The following is a 16,922-nucleotide window of genomic DNA, read 5'->3' on the forward strand; positions in this document are numbered from 1 at the left end:
ATTACCTCCCTTTTAGAACCGTCTCGCTTTTTTTAATCGGATTCGGATATTGTTTTTCTTGTTCTTCCCCTCGTAACACTCGAAGAGCTCCTTCTGCTAATGCTTGAAGTTCATTCTCTCCAGGTTGAACGATGACATCAGCAATCCAATTGACTTGATCACTAATCGAACGTACAAACTCTTTACCGTATGCTAAGCCACCTGTTAAAACAATGGCATCCACTTTGCCTGAAAGAACGACACTTGCTGAGCCAATCTCTTTTGCTACTTGATAAGCCATAGCCGTATAAACCAGGCTCGCTTTTTCATCGCCATTTTCAATCATTTTTTCAACTGTAATCGCATCATTCGTGTTTAAATAGCCAACTAACCCACCTTGGCCAACGAGTTTCTTCATAACTTCGTCATAGTAGTACTCTCCAGAATAACAAAGGGCAACTAAATCACCAGCTGGAACAGTACCAGCACGCTCAGGACTGAAAGGTCCATCTCCGTGAAGTCCGTTATTCACATCAACAACTCTTCCTTGCCTGTGAACGCCAACGGTGATCCCACCACCCATATGAGCGACGATTAAGTTAAGTTCTTCATATTTTTTTCCTAATTCTTTTGCGACCCTTCTCGCCACAGCCTTTTGATTTAAGGCATGAAAAATACTTTTTCTTTCGATTAAAGCAAAGCCTGAAATTCGCGCTAGCGGGTCTAGTTCGTCTACAACTACAGGATCGACAATATACGCTGGAATATTCAATCCAGAGGCAATTTCATTGGCAATAATGCCACCCAAGTTGGAAGCATGCTCTCCTGCATACCCCGCTCGTAAATCGGTCAACATTTCTTCATTGACCCGGTAGGTTCCACCTTCTATCGGGCGAAGTAATCCCCCACGTCCACAAACAGCCTTTAACTTCGATATATTGATCCCCTCGACGTCTAACGATTCTAATATCACTTTCTTACGGAATTCATATTGCTCAATGATATTGTTGAATTGACTAATAACACCTTGTTCATGACGAATTGTTTTTTCAAAAATAGGTACTTCATTATCGAAAACGCCAATTTTCGTTGAAGTAGAACCAGGATTTATGACGAGAATTCGATTGGTTAAATCCGACACAACGTAAACCTCCAATTAGATACAATACATCTATACACCGTGTGCATGGAAAAAAAGCTGAATACCAAAATCTCGATTCAGCCTTTTTCCTTGTCTTGTTATCTTCTGCTTAAAATATGGTGACCATTTTGAAGGAATTGACTACGTGAGTTACGCATTTTTTCAATTCGTTCTTCTGCCATTCTGTCTGCTGCTTTATAAGTAGGAATACCATCACGCTTAGAAATATCAATAACCTTTTCGATGTTTTGATAAATGGTTTCTACTCTCTTCATCGCGCGGTCACGATTATATCCATAAAGTTCATCAGCTACGTTAATAACTCCACCAGCATTAATGACATAGTCAGGAGCATAAATAATGCCCATTTCATGAATGATGTCACCATGACGAGTATCCTTTAACTGATTATTAGCTGCTCCAGCAATAACCTTCGCTTTGATTTGCGGAATTGTATCGTCATTGATAGTAGCGCCTAATGCGCAAGGAGCATAGATATCACAATCAACACTGTAAATTTCATTCGGCTCAACTGCTTTTGCGCCGAACTCTTCAACAGCTCTTTGGACTGCTTCTTTATTAATATCCGTTACAATTAGTTGTGCGCCTTCTTCATGAAGATGACGGCATAAATTGTATGCTACATTCCCAACACCTTGAACTGCAATTACTTTACCTTCAAGAGAATCATTGCCAAATGCTTCCTTCGCAGCTGCCTTCATCCCGCGGTAAACACCGTAAGCTGTTACTGGAGAAGGATTTCCTGAAGAACCGAATGCTGGAGAAATTCCAGTTACATAATCTGTTTCCTCATGAATTAAATCCATGTCTGCAACCGTTGTGCCTACATCCTCAGCAGTGATATAGCGACCATTTAATCCTTGGATATAACGACCGAAAGCACGGAATAGTTCTTCACTCTTATCAGTACGAGGATCTCCAATGATAACCGTTTTACCTCCACCTAAGTTCAATCCAGCAGCTGCGTTTTTATACGTCATACCCTTTGCTAGACGAAGAGCATCTTCGATTGCAGCTTCTTCTGATTCATATGTCCACATTCTTGTCCCACCTAAAGCAGGTCCTAATGTTGTATCATGAATGGCAATAATGGCTTTTAGTCCAGATTGTTTATCCTGGCAAAATACTAACTGCTCGTAATCGTAAGTTTCCATGTATTTGAAAATTTCCATGTTGTATCTCTCCTCAAACTTAGTAATATTTTTTAGGTTTATAGTACTTATCTTATTTCATGGTTTGCTGAACAAATAGCTACAGCTAGTGAATAAAGCTTGCTCTCAGCAGAATCTGATCGGGATGTTAATACAATTGGCGCTGTTGCACCTGCTATAACTGCCCCAACTTTTGCTTTGGCAAAGTAGGTTAAGGATTTATAAAGGGCATTGCCCACTTCAATTGTTGGGACAAATAAAATATCTGCCCGCCCAGCTACTTCACTATCGATTCCTTTATGCTCTGCGGCAGAAATCGAAATCGCATTGTCCAATGCAAGAGGTCCATCGATTAAACAATCTTTAATTTGACCTCTTCTATTCATCTGCGTAAGTAATGCAGCATCTGTTGTTGCTGGCATATTTGCATTAACAACCTCTACAGCGGCAATCGGGGCAACTAGTGGCCGTTCGATACCTATTCTGCGAGCGATTTGTACAGAATTATGAATAATCTGGACCTTCTGCCCTAGGTCCGGAGCGATATTCATCGCGGCATCAGTTACAAAAATAAAGCGGTCAAAGTCCGGAACTTCGAAAACGGCTACATGAGAAAGAACGTTTCCTGTTCTTAAACCAAAATCTTTATTCAATACTGCCTTTAACAACGTGGCAGTCGGAACATTCCCCTTCATTAATACATTAGCTTCATTTAAAGAAACAGCTTTCACTGCCCTTTCAGTAGCTAATTGATTCGTGGGCGTGTGAACGATCTTTATCCTCTCATTACCTACGATATTCGGAAATTTTACCTCAATCATTTCCTCAATCTTTTCTTTGTTCCCAAACAATAAGAAGCGAGCAAGCTCTCGGCTTATTGCTGCCTGCACAGCTTCAAGAACATCTTCATCCTCGGCAGCTGCAATTGCGACTGTTACTTCATCAAATTGGGCTGCTTTATCAATTAACGATTCCAACTTCATTTTGTATCCAACCCCCTTCGGCTATGTCTCATATTCTCTCTTTACGGTCGAATACACTTTTTGCATCCCAAATATTTTTTTGCAAGTTTCGTGCCAACTCAAATTTTGAAGAAAGCGTTTTAATAACGAATTTATCCATGAATTTTATTGCATGGTTATGAAAAATTTTGCGTGCTATCATTTGCAATATCTAATTTTTCAAGCTTGTAATATAAATTTCGTAGCGAAAGTCCTAAGGCTTTTGCTGTTTCCGTTTTATTCCCTTTCATTTTTGCCAACGTATCGATAATAATATTCCTTTCATACTGCTCCAATAAGCTATTCAAGGATTCACCGTTAGAAATCGGCGAAAAAGATGGCTCCACTTTTGTTTCTTGGCTCATTTTTAGTTCAGGAATATGATGGACGTCGATTTCATTTTCATGATAGTTCATAAAAATGACGGCTCGTCCAAGAATATTATCTAGTTCCCGCACATTCCCCGGCCAATTATATTGAAGCAAAAGCTTCATAGCAGCAGGTGTAATTCCTTCAACATTACGACCATAATCCTGGTTTATCTTTTGTAAAAGTCGATTGCACAAGGAAGGAATATCCTCTTTTCTATCTCTTAATGGCGGAATATGAATCGGCATTCGATTGAGGCGATAATATAAATCCTCACGGAATGTACCGTTTATGATCCCTTTTTCAATATTAACATTTGTAGCTGCGATGACTCTTACATTGATGGAAATCGGTTTTGTTCCGCCAACTCGGGTAATTTCATTTTCTTGTAGGACTCTTAATAGTTTCGCTTGTGTATTAGCTGATAATTCACCAATCTCATCCAAAAAAATACTACCATTATTGGCTTCTTCAAAAAGCCCTCGTTTCCCGCCTCTCTTTGCTCCTGAGAAAGCACCTTCCTCATATCCAAAAAGTTCACTCTCTAACAAAGATTCTGAAAGAGCCGCACAGTTTACTCGAACGAATTTATTGTACTTTCGATCACTTGCATTATGTATTGCATGGGCAAACAACTCCTTACCCGTACCTGACTCACCACGAAGAAGAACTGTCGCTGGTGTCTTCGCTCCAAGCTTTGCTTGTTCTATCGCTAATTGAAATTCGGTTGAGTCACCAATAATATCTTCAAAGGAATACTTAGCCTCAAGAGTACGAATAATCTGCCTTGCTCGATTTAATTCTCGATTTAAGTTCTTTATTTCAGACATATCATGTATGACGCCAACACTGCCCTTTAGCTTCCCATCAACAATTACAGGAGCTACATTCACAATTACTTCACGCTTATGAGGACCTAATCGCATGGCAACTCCACGGACAGGCTTCCTTGTCTTTAACACCTGCATATGCATACTCTCGTCGCCTTCTGAGATATCCGCTGTTGCCGGCTGACCGATTACCTCGTCTTCACTTAAACCCGTAATTCGTGTATAGGCGGGATTGATAATAATCCCTTTTCCATATTCATCAACTACAGAAATGGCTTCCTCACTTGACTGAATAACAGCCTCAAGCATTGTTTGGATTTCTTTTTGGTTCGTTAATTCTTCCGCTAGATTAACAACCTCGGTGATATCCTTAAACACAGCAAAGGCACCGATTAACTGATGGTTTTCATCAATCATAGGTATACGGGTTGTAATAATTTTCAATCCATTTGCAAGGACTTGCTCCTGGTTCGACTCCGGACGACCCGTTCGTATTATCATTGGCAAACGACTTGTCGGAATAACATCTAAAACATTTTGACCAATAACGTCACTCTTCTTTACCCCAATCATCTTTGCTGCACTTTTGTTTATCAAAATGATCCGAGTATTCTTATCAACAACAAGCATGCCGTCATCTGTTGCATTAAAAATCAAATCATGTTTATATGTTTCATTTTCCAGTCTGGTAATAAGCTCTTCCTTTTCCTCAATTAGCTTTGCGATAAGGTAAGCTACACTACCAGGAATCAATACCGTATTTCGATTTCTTTTTTCAAGAATCCCTTTAAATACTTCGTCTTTCCCAGTTACCTCGATAATAATATCAATAGGATCATGTAAATGCGCTGTCCAGTCAGTATCTATTGAAATACCGTGTTCTTTTGCAAATTGCATCCCTGGAGCATTTTCATCAACATCGATGACAACTTTAACATCTAAGACGGCTGTTTCTTTTAAAATTTTAAGAATGGCCAGACCACCGGTCCCTGCGCCAACAATCATCACCGTTTGCATGATGCCTCTACCGCCTTTAGTTTAATCAGTTCCATATGGGAAGTGCTAAAAAATTTTAAAGCTCTATGTACATTGCAGAATCTATTTAGTAAGAAAAATTTTTCATGGTAGATGATTCACTCTACCTTGAATATTTTTGCATACATTCTTATTGTAGTGTTTAATTTTCACTTTGACAATTTTTCTTTGGAAAGTTTTCGCCTATTTATGTAGGAAAAGGCATGCTATAATATAGGGGAAGAATAAGGAAAGAGGATATTTATGATACGAATCTTTGCGTTATTAATATTGGTCATACCTGGAGCTTTTGCAGCTTATGGAGTGAAATTAATGAGGGATATGGTATTCGGAATTACGAATGGTCCTTTCACAGCTTCTTTTCTATGGCTACAATTTCTAGTAGGATTGCTTCTTTTTGTGGCAGGATTAGCCTTCATTGGAGGATTCATCTTACATCGTGATCGAAAGAAAAACAAAGTACAAGGTCGATTTAAAGCATAAATGCTTGGTGAGAATGATTTCACCAAGCATTTTTTTAATATTGTTTGCGCATTTTTAGCGCTTTTACTGGATCGTCTGTAATAAATGCAGAACAGCCTATTTCAAATAGTCTCCGCATATCTTTCTCTTTATTGACTGTATACGGTCTTACTTGAATCCCATATTCTTCTGCTGCTTTAATGATCTCATTCGGTGCAACCTTGTGATTCGGATGCATCCCCTTTGCCTTAATCGACTCAGAATAGATCCAAGGCATAAATAGTCCTTCAGCATAAAGAGGCGCTATTTCGATTTCTGGAGCGATTCTATGGCAGTATACAATACTATAATGATTAAAAGACGAGATAATGATTCTTTCTGACAGCCCATATTCTCGAATAAGCCCTATTAGAGGTGCCTCAATTTTCATATACGATTCCAGACTACTTTTAATTTCAATATTGCATTGAAGCTGGTTTGTTTTGAGCCACTCAAGAACTTCCTTTATGGATGGAATTGGCTCTTTTTTTAATAAGATCTTATGCTGGTAACCGGCATCAAGTTTACGTAATTCGTCAAACGTATAATCCTTTACAAACCCAGTTCCATTTGTAGTCCGATCGACTTTATCATCATGAATAACAACAATTTTGCCATCCTTGGTAAATTGGACATCTAGTTCAATCCCATCAGCACCAGCCTTCTCTGCTTCCTTAAAGGCCTTCATCGTGTTTTCTGGGTATTTAGCAGAATATCCGCGGTGTGCAAAAATGAGTGTCAATCAAATTACCTCCTTCAAGTCTCAGAGCATCGCCCGAACTTTTTTATTCGTACTGCATTATACTCCCTGTCACATAAAAAGTACCCATGACGGAGGATGCAATTTTTTTACCTGCGTTTTTGATTTCCAAAAATGTTCCAGGATAGGCAACCTTTTTAATGGTAACCTCTCCTTCTCCTTTTATTTCAAGGAGATTTGCAACATATTTACATTTGTCATCAAGCTTCGAAAGGCTAGACAATCTTTGATCGAATTCATCCTGCATTATTTGTAGCTGACTGTCTTCTTCTTTTCTTCTTGAAGAGTTTTCAAAGGCATCGATTCGTTTTTTTAATGTTTCAAAAGCAGTTAATTCCTTTTTGTACTCTTGAAGCATTTCTTCCAGCTGTTCTGTTAAAATGGAACGGTTGAATCCTTCAATATGTATAAATGTTTTTCTTTCCATACTATTTCCAATAATAGCAGCTACAACCTTCCCCTTCGCTTCAAGCTTCCCACCAATTATTTTCCCGTGTCTTTCTTCAGTAAGAATATGGCGTGCATTTATGGAACTTCCAATCGCATAATATCCAATATGAATGTCCTCTTTCGCAACAAGATGACTGTCATTGGCATGCTTGAGGAAAATATTTTTACCAGCCTTAACCTTCGATGCACCCTGTCCAAAAATGCCACCTTTAATAAAAATATCACCATTTTGCGATGTAATTGATTTAATCCCGCTAAGTCCCATCTCACCAAGAATCGAGATATCTTTAGTGGCTGCGACTGAAAATCCCGGTTGGACTATTCCTCGAATGGTCACACTTCCGTCAAAAATAATATTCCCTGTTTCGATCCCTACATCTCCATCGATTCTCAGATGATCACCAACGGAAATTTTTCCTTGCTCAAATGAAACGACCCCATCAATCATGGCCCTTAGAACAATTTTACCGCCGTCTTCTACCTCTTCGACAACGGACTTTCGGTCGTACAGGAGTTTGAGATCTCGTCCCTTTTTAGGCACAACCATCTCACCAGTTATTGTTCGACCAGAAGTCCCATTTGTAGCTGGGATTTTTTCGCCGAGCCAATCCCCCTTTTTCACTTCATCGATAAAGTTCATATCATAATAATCCGCTGTACCGTCCTGACGAATCGTAGGTTTTCTTTCAGATAGAGAGAAATAACGAATCTGGGCGTCCTTCCCATCAATTGGTTGAACTCCGCGAGCGATAAGTATTTCCTGCTGAGGACGAAGTCCGTCTTGTAACCTATCAACTAGAATCCCTTCAGTTACTTTGTTATCATGTATTGTTTTCAGAATTTCTCCGACATAAAATTCTCTTCTATCGTCCAAATCCGCCTGGGTACAATTCAATACGATGGAAGCTTCCATTTTATCTTCTGAAACGGATAAACAAATAAGAGGTAAGTTTTCACCAATTTCAACTCTGACATTTGATGCTAAAACGAGCGCTTCTTGAAGATTTTTGTCTTGAGTAATCTTAATTGTTGGAATCTCACGAATGATTTCAAGAAAATGCCTTAGTAAAAAACCTCTCTTAAAAACGGTTACACAAATAGAATGATGTTCTTCTTCGATCAAGATATATTCATTTTTAAATTTTTCCATTTGAAAGTACCTTTCAAAAATAAAAGTTCTAACTTCAGTATAAATCAATAATTGTAGAAATTGTATGAAAAAATAGTTCTCTTTTCTCAAACCTATTTCTTTAGAACCAATATTTAAGTAATGTTTAGGATTTTTTAAATAACTCAACAAAATAAAAGACGCCATTTCGGCGCCTAATACCTATATTCCTATTCCTTTCAAGAAGCCTTATGCTCCAAGCGCAATTTATCTGCAACCATTGCGATAAACTCTGAGTTTGTTGGTTTCGCCTTAGACATAGATACTGTATACCCAAATAAAGACGAAATAGAATCAATGTTCCCACGGCTCCATGCTACTTCAATTGCATGGCGGATGGCGCGTTCAACGCGGCTCGCTGTTGTATTGTACTTTTTCGCAATATCTGGATAAAGCACTTTTGTAATTGAACCCAATAATTCAATATCTTTATACACCATAGAAATCGCTTCACGTAAATATAAATAACCTTTGATATGTGCTGGTACACCAATTTCGTGAATAATGCTTGTAATGCTTGCATCAAGGTTCTTTGGTTTTTCTTCTACAACCAATCTTGACGCATTTGTTAACATCGGTTTTCTCATTACAGGACTTGGTCTACCGCTAACTTGACGGATATGATTTCCTAAATGCTCTAAGTCAAATGGCTTCAAAATAAAATAAGAAGCTCCTAGCTCAACTGCTTTCTTTGTTACATCCTCTTGTCCGAAAGCTGTAAGCATAATCACACTAGGTAGAGAATTCTTTTTCAATTCCCGCACTCGTTCTAGAACCGCTAATCCATCTAAATGAGGCATGATAATATCTAAAACAAGAACATCAGGGTCAGTTTCAGCCAAAACCTCGAGGCATTCCTGACCATTGTGGGCAACACCCACAACTTCCATATCTTCTTGCGAAGATACATAATCCTCTAACAGACCCACTAGTTCTCGATTGTCATCTACGATACAAACTTTTATTTTCTTCACGTACAGTTTCCTCCTCGACCTTTTGAGTTTCTCGTCTCTTATTGAAATGTCTATATTTCTATTCTAATTATTCAATTCGACAAAGCCAATAAAAATCCTCTTCATTTTTTAATTTTTTCTACGAAATTGATTAAAATCTTTAATTTTCTCCCGTTTTCTTGTATTTTCGACTTGTTTCGTCAGTTGATTTTTTCTTTCACATCATTTTGTCGAAAAATCTTTATTTTTAACGGAAGAAAAAGGCGGAAAAATTCCCGCCTATCTTCTCTGACCAGCTTTTAATTAACTCGCTTTTTGTTCTTCTTTTTCATAAATATCGATTCCTGCCTCGTTTAACATCCATTCAATGTGGACTCCGTATCCTGAAGTCGGATCATTAACAAATACGTGAGTGACCGCTCCAACAACCTTTCCGTCCTGAATAATCGGACTACCTGACATCCCTTGAACAATCCCTCCTGTTTTTTCAAGGAGCTCCTTGTCCGTTACCTTAATGACCATGCCTTTAGTTGCCGGAAACTTTTGTGGAATCGTACTGACAATTTCTATATCAAATGGCTTTACTTCATCATTATCAACTACTGTCAGTATTTGAGCAGGACCTTCTTTTACTTGATGGGATAAAGCAATTGGTAAAGCTTTATCCATAACTCCATTTTCAATTTCCCGATTAAGCGTACCGAAAATCCCAAAAGGGCTGTTCCGTGTGATGTCACCAATTACTTCTTTATCTGAAGAGAACCTAGCCAGTTTCTCACCGGGATCCCCATTGCTTCCTTTTTCAATAGACGTAACAGTAGAGCGGACAATTTGTCCATCTTCTACAACAATTGGCTTTTTCGTGTCCATATCTGAAATGACATGGCCTAAAGCCCCATAGCGTTTTGATTGAGGATGATAAAACGTCATCGTCCCAATTCCCGCAGCTGAATCTCGAATATAGAGACCGAGCTTATATTTTTCTTCCCCTTTTTCTTTCTGAGGTTTTAACTCTGTTGATATTTTACCACTCTCACGGCTAATTTCAAGCTTAAGTGGTTTACCGGATTCTCCTGCTTCTTGCACAAATGGAGCTACATCTGACATTTTTTCAATTTGTTTTCCGTTAATCTTTGTAATAATGTCTCCAACTTTGATTCCTGCCGCTTCTCCAGGCGACTGCTTTCCTTCTTGCGTATTTACTTGATGGTGCCCGACCACAAGCACCCCTACAGTATTTAGCTTTACACCAATTGATTGTCCACCTGGGATTACTTTAAAATCCTTTAAAACATTTACATCAACCTTTTTAATCGGAAATCCAGCTAACTCTAAGAGCATCTCATTTTTTCCATACTTTTTCGCATTTAAGGAAACGGTATTGTCCACATCATCAACCGACACACTAAGATGATCATCTTTTACCTCTGCCGAGACAGGCTGTGATTTTTGAAAAGAAAACTCTTGTCCTTCAAATAAAGTAATTTCTTTCGGTAATTGAATATATTGTTGAACTGGTTTGGAAAATCCAATTGCAACGATTGAAACAAGGAGAATTCCACCAATTATTTTTCTAAGAAGTTCAAAACTCAACATCTTCACTCTCCTCGCTTCTAGTCCACACACTCACTCTTTAATGGCTACATCATTAATTTTGCCTGCTTCAGACTCATTTATAACCAGAAGACATATAAAAAAGCTACCCAATCTGGGTAGCTTTTCAAATTATTTTAATTTCTTTCGCTAATTGGAGCAGTTCCTTGGCATGTTCTTTTGTTAAATCCGTAATTTCAACACCCGAAATCATTCGTCCAATTTCACTGATTTTTTCATTTTCTTCCAGTTTTTTCACAGATGTTCTTGTTCTACCATCCAAGATATTTTTTGCAATATAAAGATGGGTATCCGCCATTGCTGCAACCTGTGGCAAATGAGAAATACAAAGAACTTGCGAATCAACAGAGACATGATAAATTTTTTCAGCGATGGCTTGTGCAACTCTTCCACTCACACCAGTATCCACTTCATCAAAAATAATCGACGTAACACCTTGATGCTTGGAGAAGATACTCTTTAATGCAAGCATGATTCTTGAAAGCTCTCCTCCAGAAGCCGTTTTCGAAAGTTGCTTTAACGGTTCTCCTGGATTCGTGGATAAATAAAATTCAACTTTATCTGAACCAACTGGAGTAAAATTTTCGTAATCACTTTTGAATCGAACCTCAAACACGGTCTTTTCCATATAGAGCTCTTTAAGTTCCTTATGAATAAGATCCGTTAATTCTCCGGCATATTTCTGTCTGATGTTGCTTAATTCACGTGCCTCGACTGCAAGATCCTTCTTAATGATTGAAAGTTCTTTCTGTAATTTTTCAATATGGGTTTCTTTATTTTGTAAGGTTTCTAATTCCTCTTCAATTTTTGCCCCATATTCTAAAATTTCTTCAATGGTTTTTCCGTATTTACGCTTTAATTGATTGATTTCATTCAATCGTTCTTCAATATTGCTTAACCTCTCAGGATCAAACTCTAAGGAATCAAGCTCATTACGTAAGCTTCTCATAACATCTTCAAGCTGATAAAAGCTATTGGACACCGTTTCAGCTGTTTCCTTATATTCTGTGTCAATGGAGGCTGCATCCTCTAAATGGCTCATAGCAAGTCCTAGCCAATCAAGCCCTTTATTATCTCCTTGAAGGGCAGAATAACTTAGATTGATGGCTTCATGAAGTTTTTCGTAATTACTCAATCTTCTCTTTTCTTCGATGAGCTCTTCATCTTCATTTAACTTTAGATTAGCATTTTGAATTTCATCTAGCTGAAAAGAAAGCAAATCCAAACGATGCGCCATTTGTTGTTCATTTTCACTTAAGTCTTTAAGTCTTTTTAATGTTTCTACATACGATTGATAAATGCTTATGTATTCCTGTGAGACAAGTTCAATCTCTTCTCCACCAAATTGGTCAAGCAAAGATAGATGCTTAGTTTCATCCATCAATTCTTGATGCTCATGTTGTCCATGAATATCCACAAGTGTGCTTCCAATTTCTCTAAGAGTAGAAATGGTCACAAGCTTCCCATTGATCCTACATACGCTTTTTCCACTTTTGGAAATCTCCCGTCGTAAAACAATCATTCCTTCTTCAACATCGATACCAAATTCCTCTGCCCTTGCGAATAAAGGATGGTTGTCACTATCGATTTGAAATAGTCCTTCGATTTCTGTTTTATCTTTCCCATGGCGGACAAATTCAGACGAGCCTCTTCCACCAACTATTAAATGAATCGCATCAATGATAATCGATTTCCCTGCACCCGTTTCCCCAGAAAGTACGGTCAACCCTTTTTCAAAGGAAATGGAGAGTTCTTCAATTATCGCAAAATTTTTGATGGATAATTCACTAAGCATGAATGTCACCTCGAGATTTATAACATTTCAAGAAAACGAGCCTGTATTCCTTCTGTCTCGGCTTCTGATTTACAAATAATCAAAATCGTATCGTCACCACAGATGGTCCCAAGAATTTCTTCCCAATCAAGATTATCAATGAGAGCACCGATGGCCATAGCATTTCCCGGAAGAGTCTTCATGACTAACAAATGACCTGCATGATCAATTCTGACAAATGCATCCATTAGATTTCTTTTAAGCTTCTGTAACGGGTTAAAACGTTGGTCAGCTGGGAGGCTATATTTGTAGCGTCCATCCATGAGAGGTACTTTAACTAAGTGAAGTTCCTTAATATCTCTTGAAACAGTTGCCTGTGTCACGTTAAATCCAGCGCTTTTCAGTTGATCAACTAAATCATCCTGCGTTTCAATATCATTATTCGTAATAATTTCACGTATTTTAATATGTCTTTGACCTTTATTCATACCATCACCTCAAGTATTATACAATCCTACTCTTTGCTGTTATGTATTCCCTAATATGTTAGCGGAATTTCGTAAGAATGTATACTTTTTCGTATATTTATTCGGCAATTCCTGACAAAATCCTCTATATTTGCTTAAAAAAGATTTAGAACACAAATAAAATTGAAAGGTTATGATATACTTAATACGAACGTATATTCTATTATAAAGGAGAAAAACATGAAACACAATCGAAATGTCGTATTATTCATAGCGTCGAGTTTAGACGGATATATTGCCACAAAAGACGATTCTCTTGATTGGCTTTTTAAAGTGGAAGGGAAAGGAGACAACGGCTATTCTGAGTTTTATGAAACAGTAGACACAGTTGTAATGGGGAAGAAAACGTATGATTGGCTTTTGAAGCATGACCTCGAAGAATTTCCATATAAAAACAAAGCATGCTATGTTTTTACACAATCAGCCACCGAAGATACTGAAGATGTAAGGTTTGTAAACGAAGATGTCGTTCAATTTACGAATACACTTAGGGCTCAAGAAGGAAAAAACATATGGATTGTCGGTGGAGGCGAGTTATTGCATTCCTTCATAAAGAAAAAATTAGTCGATGAAATGATCATAACAGTTGCTCCGCAAATTATCGGTGAAGGAATTCCGTTATTTAAAGCTGGTGATTATCAAATCGACCTTACATTAAAAGGGACAAGGACGTTTAATCAGTTTGTTGAATTGCACTACATTGTGAATTAGAAGGATAAAAAGCAGCCCAATCGGACTGCTCAATTTTATTCTTCACTCTGTTTACTCTTTAGTTGTTGATGGGCGTTTGCCACTATTTGCGAAGGAGGCGTTGGTAAATCCAATTCTCCTTTTTCCTTTGCCCCATTCCATTGAAGATGCAGTAGAAATTCGATATTACCATCGCCACCGGTAATCGGAGAGAATGATAAATTTTTCACATCATAGCCTTCGTTTAATGCAAATTCGATCATTTTATCTACAACAGATTCATGCACCTTCGGATCTCTCACAATCCCCTTTTTTCCAACCTGTTCCCGTCCTGCCTCGAATTGTGGCTTCACTAATGCAACAACATCACTGCCTGTTACGAGCAATGTTTTTAACACTGGTAAAATCAATTTGAGTGAAATAAAGGAGACATCGATCGATGCGAAATTCGGCATTTCACCAACTAGGTCAGCAGGTGTGACATAACGAAAATTCGTTCTTTCCATCACCACAACCCGCTCATCCTGTCTTAGTTTCCATGCTAACTGATTGTAACCTACATCAAGGGCATACGACATTTTCGCGCCATTTTGGAGAGCACAATCGGTAAATCCTCCTGTGGATGCACCAATATCGATTAACACTTTATCTTTTACCTCAACATCAAATACCTTTAGGGCCTTTTCAAGCTTTAATCCACCCCGACTTACATATGGAAGGACATTGCCCTTTATTACAAGAGGACTCTCAACACTAATTTTCTCACCTGGCTTGTCTACCCGTTCTTCATTGCAATATACAAGACCAGCCATAACGGCTCTCTTTGCCTTTTCACGAGTTTCAGCTAAGCCTCTTTCAACTAGCAAAACATCGATCCGTTCCTTTTTTGTTTTCATCGTTTAAGCCCTTTTTTGTTTTTTTCTAGCTAGAGATTGTAGCTTTTTCACGACATCATCTGTTGTCAAACCAATTTCCTCTAACAATTCATTGACACTGCCGTGTTCGATAAATTTATCCGGAATTCCCATGCGGTCAATTCGAACAAGATGGAAACCTTGATCAGCAGCGAATTCTAATACAGAACTACCAAATCCACCTTGAAGAACCGCTTCTTCTAACGTCAGGATTGGGATGTTCAGTTCAAACAACTCAAGAAGCATTTTTTCATCCAAAGGCTTAATAAAACGAGCATTAACTACTTTGATTGAAATGCCTTGTTTTTCAAGAATTTCTGTAGCCTTCAACGCCATCGGAATAGTGGTTCCAAACGTTAGAATAACACCGTCCGTTCCTTCCTTAAGCACTTCCCAAGTCCCGATTGGAATTTCTTTAAGCTCATTATCCATAGGAACGCCAAGACCATTACCGCGAGGAAATCTCATCGCAATTGGGCCATCATCGTATTTAATCGCTGTGTTGACCATGTGCTGCCCTTCATTTTCATCCTTCGGCATCATCAGCACGAGATTCGGGATATGTCTTAAAAAGGCAATATCGAATACACCTTGATGCGTTTCGCCGTCGGCACCAACAAGCCCTGCTCGGTCAATACCAAAGAACACATTTAAATTTTGACGACAAATATCATGAACGACTTGATCATATGCACGTTGAAGGAAAGTCGAATAAATCGCTAAAAACGGCTTCATCTTCTGTGTCGCTAATCCTGCCGCAACTGTCGCTGCATGCTGTTCAGCAATTCCAACGTCATACATACGATCTGGGAATTCACTCGCAAAGCCTTCGAGCTTTGATCCAACTGGCATTGCCGGAGTAATCGCTACTATGCGGTCATCTTCGCGAGCAATTCTTCGTACCGTTTCACTGACTAATTTGCTCCATGCAGGTGGCGCATCAGCAGGCTTGATAAAATCACCTGTTTCAATTTTATAAGCACCAGTTCCATGCCAAGTACCAACCTTATCATTTTCAGCTGGCTCATAGCCTTTTCCTTTTTTCGTAATGACATGAAGCAAGACAGGTCCTTCTGTTTTCTTTGCATAAGCTAGATTTTCAAATAATGCTTCATAGTCGTGACCATCAATTGGTCCCAAATACGTAAATCCTAACTCTTCGAAGAACACTCCTGAAACAAGTAAATATTTTAAGCTATCCTTAATTCTTTCAGCCGTAGAAGCGATTTTTCCACCAACAGCTGGAATTTTTTTGAGAAGAAGCTCCAATTCATCTTTTGCCCATTGATACTTCCCTGCTGTTCTTAAACGACCTAAAACGTTATGAAGAGCACCTACATTTGGTGCAATTGACATTTCATTGTCATTTAATACAACGATCATATTTTTCTTTTCATGACCAATATGATTTAGCGCCTCAAGAGCCATTCCACCTGTTAATGCTCCATCACCAATAACAGGAATGACAAAGGATTTTTCCTTTTTCAAATCGCGTGCAATCGCCATTCCCATCGCAGCAGATAGAGAAGTAGAGCTATGCCCCGTTTCCCAAACATCATGCTCGCTTTCAACCATTTTCGGAAAACCACAAAGACCTTTATATTGTCGTAACGTATCAAATTGATTAGCTCTTCCAGTAAGAATCTTATGAACATAAGATTGATGCCCAACATCCCATAAAATTTTATCCTTAGGACTATCAAAGCATTTATGAAGAGCAATCGTTAATTCAACCACACCTAAATTAGGCCCAATATGTCCACCCGTTTTGGAAAGCTTTGCGATCAAAAATTCGCGGATATCTTGACTAAGCACTTCCAATTCCTCATTGGACATCTTCTTTAAAAAGGCTGGGTCTTTTATTGATAATAGATCCATAATGGATCACTCGCTTTCATTTCTAATTCGGTTTCAATGCTATTACTGAAAAAAGAACCGCTAACACTAATGTGATAACGGTCGAACTGACACCACGTCAGAGTTGATTTGTTCTTATATACATAAATTTATGTAACGAAAATCAATCTGTATTATAACATATATA

At 38.4% G+C, this 16,922-nt stretch carries 14 protein-coding genes; 2 read left to right on the forward strand and 12 right to left on the reverse strand.

Going from position 1 to position 16,922, the window contains the following annotated elements; genetic code table 11:
- Position 1: 1 nt before the first annotated feature.
- The 4 genes from buk to FA727_RS09985 all read right to left on the reverse strand — a co-directional run bounded on the left by buk (position 2) and on the right by FA727_RS09985 (position 5,509).
- Positions 2-1,120 (reverse strand): butyrate kinase, encoded by a 1,119-nt coding sequence (gene buk / locus FA727_RS09970; protein ID WP_136830738.1) that lies wholly within the window; start codon positions 1,118-1,120, stop codon positions 2-4.
- A gap of 98 nt (positions 1,121-1,218) precedes the next feature.
- Entirely contained in the window at positions 1,219-2,313 is a 1,095-nt protein-coding gene (gene bcd / locus FA727_RS09975; protein WP_136830739.1) for a branched-chain amino acid dehydrogenase, read from the reverse strand.
- Positions 2,314-2,360: 47 nt separating this feature from the next.
- On the reverse strand, positions 2,361-3,275 hold the full coding sequence (yqiS, locus tag FA727_RS09980) for a phosphate butyryltransferase (protein WP_136830740.1): 915 nt from the start codon (positions 3,273-3,275) through the stop codon (positions 2,361-2,363).
- 155 nt (positions 3,276-3,430) lie between these two features.
- Positions 3,431-5,509, reverse strand: coding sequence for a sigma-54 interaction domain-containing protein (locus FA727_RS09985; protein WP_136830741.1), 2,079 nt, complete (start codon positions 5,507-5,509; stop codon positions 3,431-3,433).
- A 261-nt stretch (positions 5,510-5,770) separates the two neighbouring features.
- Here FA727_RS09985 and FA727_RS09990 point away from each other — a divergent pair, with 261 nt between their 5' ends.
- Positions 5,771-6,010: a DUF2627 domain-containing protein gene (locus tag FA727_RS09990; protein ID WP_126406916.1), complete on the forward strand. Its 240-nt coding sequence runs from the start codon at positions 5,771-5,773 to the stop codon at positions 6,008-6,010.
- 34 nt (positions 6,011-6,044) lie between these two features.
- On the opposite strand, the gene FA727_RS09995 is transcribed toward FA727_RS09990, so the two are convergent.
- From FA727_RS09995 to ahrC, 6 genes are all read right to left on the reverse strand, one after another.
- A complete protein-coding gene (locus tag FA727_RS09995; protein ID WP_136830742.1) occupies positions 6,045-6,770 on the reverse strand; it encodes a glycerophosphodiester phosphodiesterase in 726 nt (241 codons plus the stop codon).
- 43 nt (positions 6,771-6,813) lie between these two features.
- On the reverse strand, positions 6,814-8,388 hold the full coding sequence (locus tag FA727_RS10000) for a FapA family protein (protein WP_136830743.1): 1,575 nt from the start codon (positions 8,386-8,388) through the stop codon (positions 6,814-6,816).
- 197 nt (positions 8,389-8,585) lie between these two features.
- Entirely contained in the window at positions 8,586-9,380 is a 795-nt protein-coding gene (spo0A, locus tag FA727_RS10005; protein WP_136830744.1) for a sporulation transcription factor Spo0A, read from the reverse strand.
- 282 nt (positions 9,381-9,662) lie between these two features.
- On the reverse strand, positions 9,663-10,955 hold the full coding sequence (gene spoIVB / locus FA727_RS10010) for a SpoIVB peptidase (RefSeq protein ID WP_438646614.1): 1,293 nt from the start codon (positions 10,953-10,955) through the stop codon (positions 9,663-9,665).
- A gap of 124 nt (positions 10,956-11,079) precedes the next feature.
- Entirely contained in the window at positions 11,080-12,768 is a 1,689-nt protein-coding gene (recN, locus tag FA727_RS10015; RefSeq protein ID WP_136830745.1) for a DNA repair protein RecN, read from the reverse strand.
- A 17-nt stretch (positions 12,769-12,785) separates the two neighbouring features.
- Positions 12,786-13,235 (reverse strand): transcriptional regulator AhrC/ArgR, encoded by a 450-nt coding sequence (ahrC, locus tag FA727_RS10020; protein ID WP_126406926.1) that lies wholly within the window; start codon positions 13,233-13,235, stop codon positions 12,786-12,788.
- 219 nt (positions 13,236-13,454) lie between these two features.
- Between ahrC and FA727_RS10025 the strand changes: the two genes are divergently transcribed.
- A complete protein-coding gene (locus tag FA727_RS10025) occupies positions 13,455-13,985 on the forward strand; it encodes a dihydrofolate reductase family protein (protein ID WP_136830746.1) in 531 nt (176 codons plus the stop codon).
- Between the two features lie 35 nt (positions 13,986-14,020).
- Here FA727_RS10025 and FA727_RS10030 read toward each other — a convergent pair whose 3' ends face one another.
- Complete coding sequence (locus tag FA727_RS10030) at positions 14,021-14,860, reverse strand: TlyA family RNA methyltransferase (protein ID WP_136830747.1); 840 nt, start codon at positions 14,858-14,860, stop codon at positions 14,021-14,023.
- Positions 14,861-14,863: 3 nt separating this feature from the next.
- Positions 14,864-16,756 carry a 1-deoxy-D-xylulose-5-phosphate synthase gene (gene dxs / locus FA727_RS10035; protein WP_136830748.1) on the reverse strand — a complete coding sequence of 631 codons (1,893 nt, stop codon included), beginning with the start codon at positions 16,754-16,756 and terminating at the stop codon, positions 14,864-14,866.
- Positions 16,757-16,922: the final 166 nt, after the last annotated feature.

Origin of the sequence: Robertmurraya kyonggiensis (assembly GCF_005116465.1) — a bacterium.
Classification (GTDB): domain Bacteria; phylum Bacillota; class Bacilli; order Bacillales; family Cytobacillaceae; genus Robertmurraya; species Robertmurraya kyonggiensis.

What these genes read in the sequence shown, in the direction of transcription:
- FA727_RS10030 (WP_136830747.1), bottom strand. Translation starts at nt 14,860, where the DNA reads ATGAAAACAAAAAAGGAACGGATCGATGTTTTGCTAGTTGAAAGAGGC.
- FA727_RS10000 (WP_136830743.1), bottom strand. Translation starts at nt 8,388, where the DNA reads ATGGAAAAATTTAAAAATGAATATATCTTGATCGAAGAAGAACATCAT.
- bcd (WP_136830739.1), bottom strand. Translation starts at nt 2,313, where the DNA reads ATGGAAATTTTCAAATACATGGAAACTTACGATTACGAGCAGTTAGTA.
- recN (WP_136830745.1), bottom strand. Translation starts at nt 12,768, where the DNA reads ATGCTTAGTGAATTATCCATCAAAAATTTTGCGATAATTGAAGAACTC.
- dxs (WP_136830748.1), bottom strand. Translation starts at nt 16,756, where the DNA reads ATGGATCTATTATCAATAAAAGACCCAGCCTTTTTAAAGAAGATGTCC.
- yqiS (WP_136830740.1), bottom strand. Translation starts at nt 3,275, where the DNA reads ATGAAGTTGGAATCGTTAATTGATAAAGCAGCCCAATTTGATGAAGTA.
- FA727_RS09990 (WP_126406916.1), top strand. Translation starts at nt 5,771, where the DNA reads ATGATACGAATCTTTGCGTTATTAATATTGGTCATACCTGGAGCTTTT.
- ahrC (WP_126406926.1), bottom strand. Translation starts at nt 13,235, where the DNA reads ATGAATAAAGGTCAAAGACATATTAAAATACGTGAAATTATTACGAAT.
- FA727_RS09985 (WP_136830741.1), bottom strand. Translation starts at nt 5,509, where the DNA reads ATGCAAACGGTGATGATTGTTGGCGCAGGGACCGGTGGTCTGGCCATT.
- spoIVB (WP_438646614.1), bottom strand. Translation starts at nt 10,955, where the DNA reads ATGTTGAGTTTTGAACTTCTTAGAAAAATAATTGGTGGAATTCTCCTT.
- FA727_RS10025 (WP_136830746.1), top strand. Translation starts at nt 13,455, where the DNA reads ATGAAACACAATCGAAATGTCGTATTATTCATAGCGTCGAGTTTAGAC.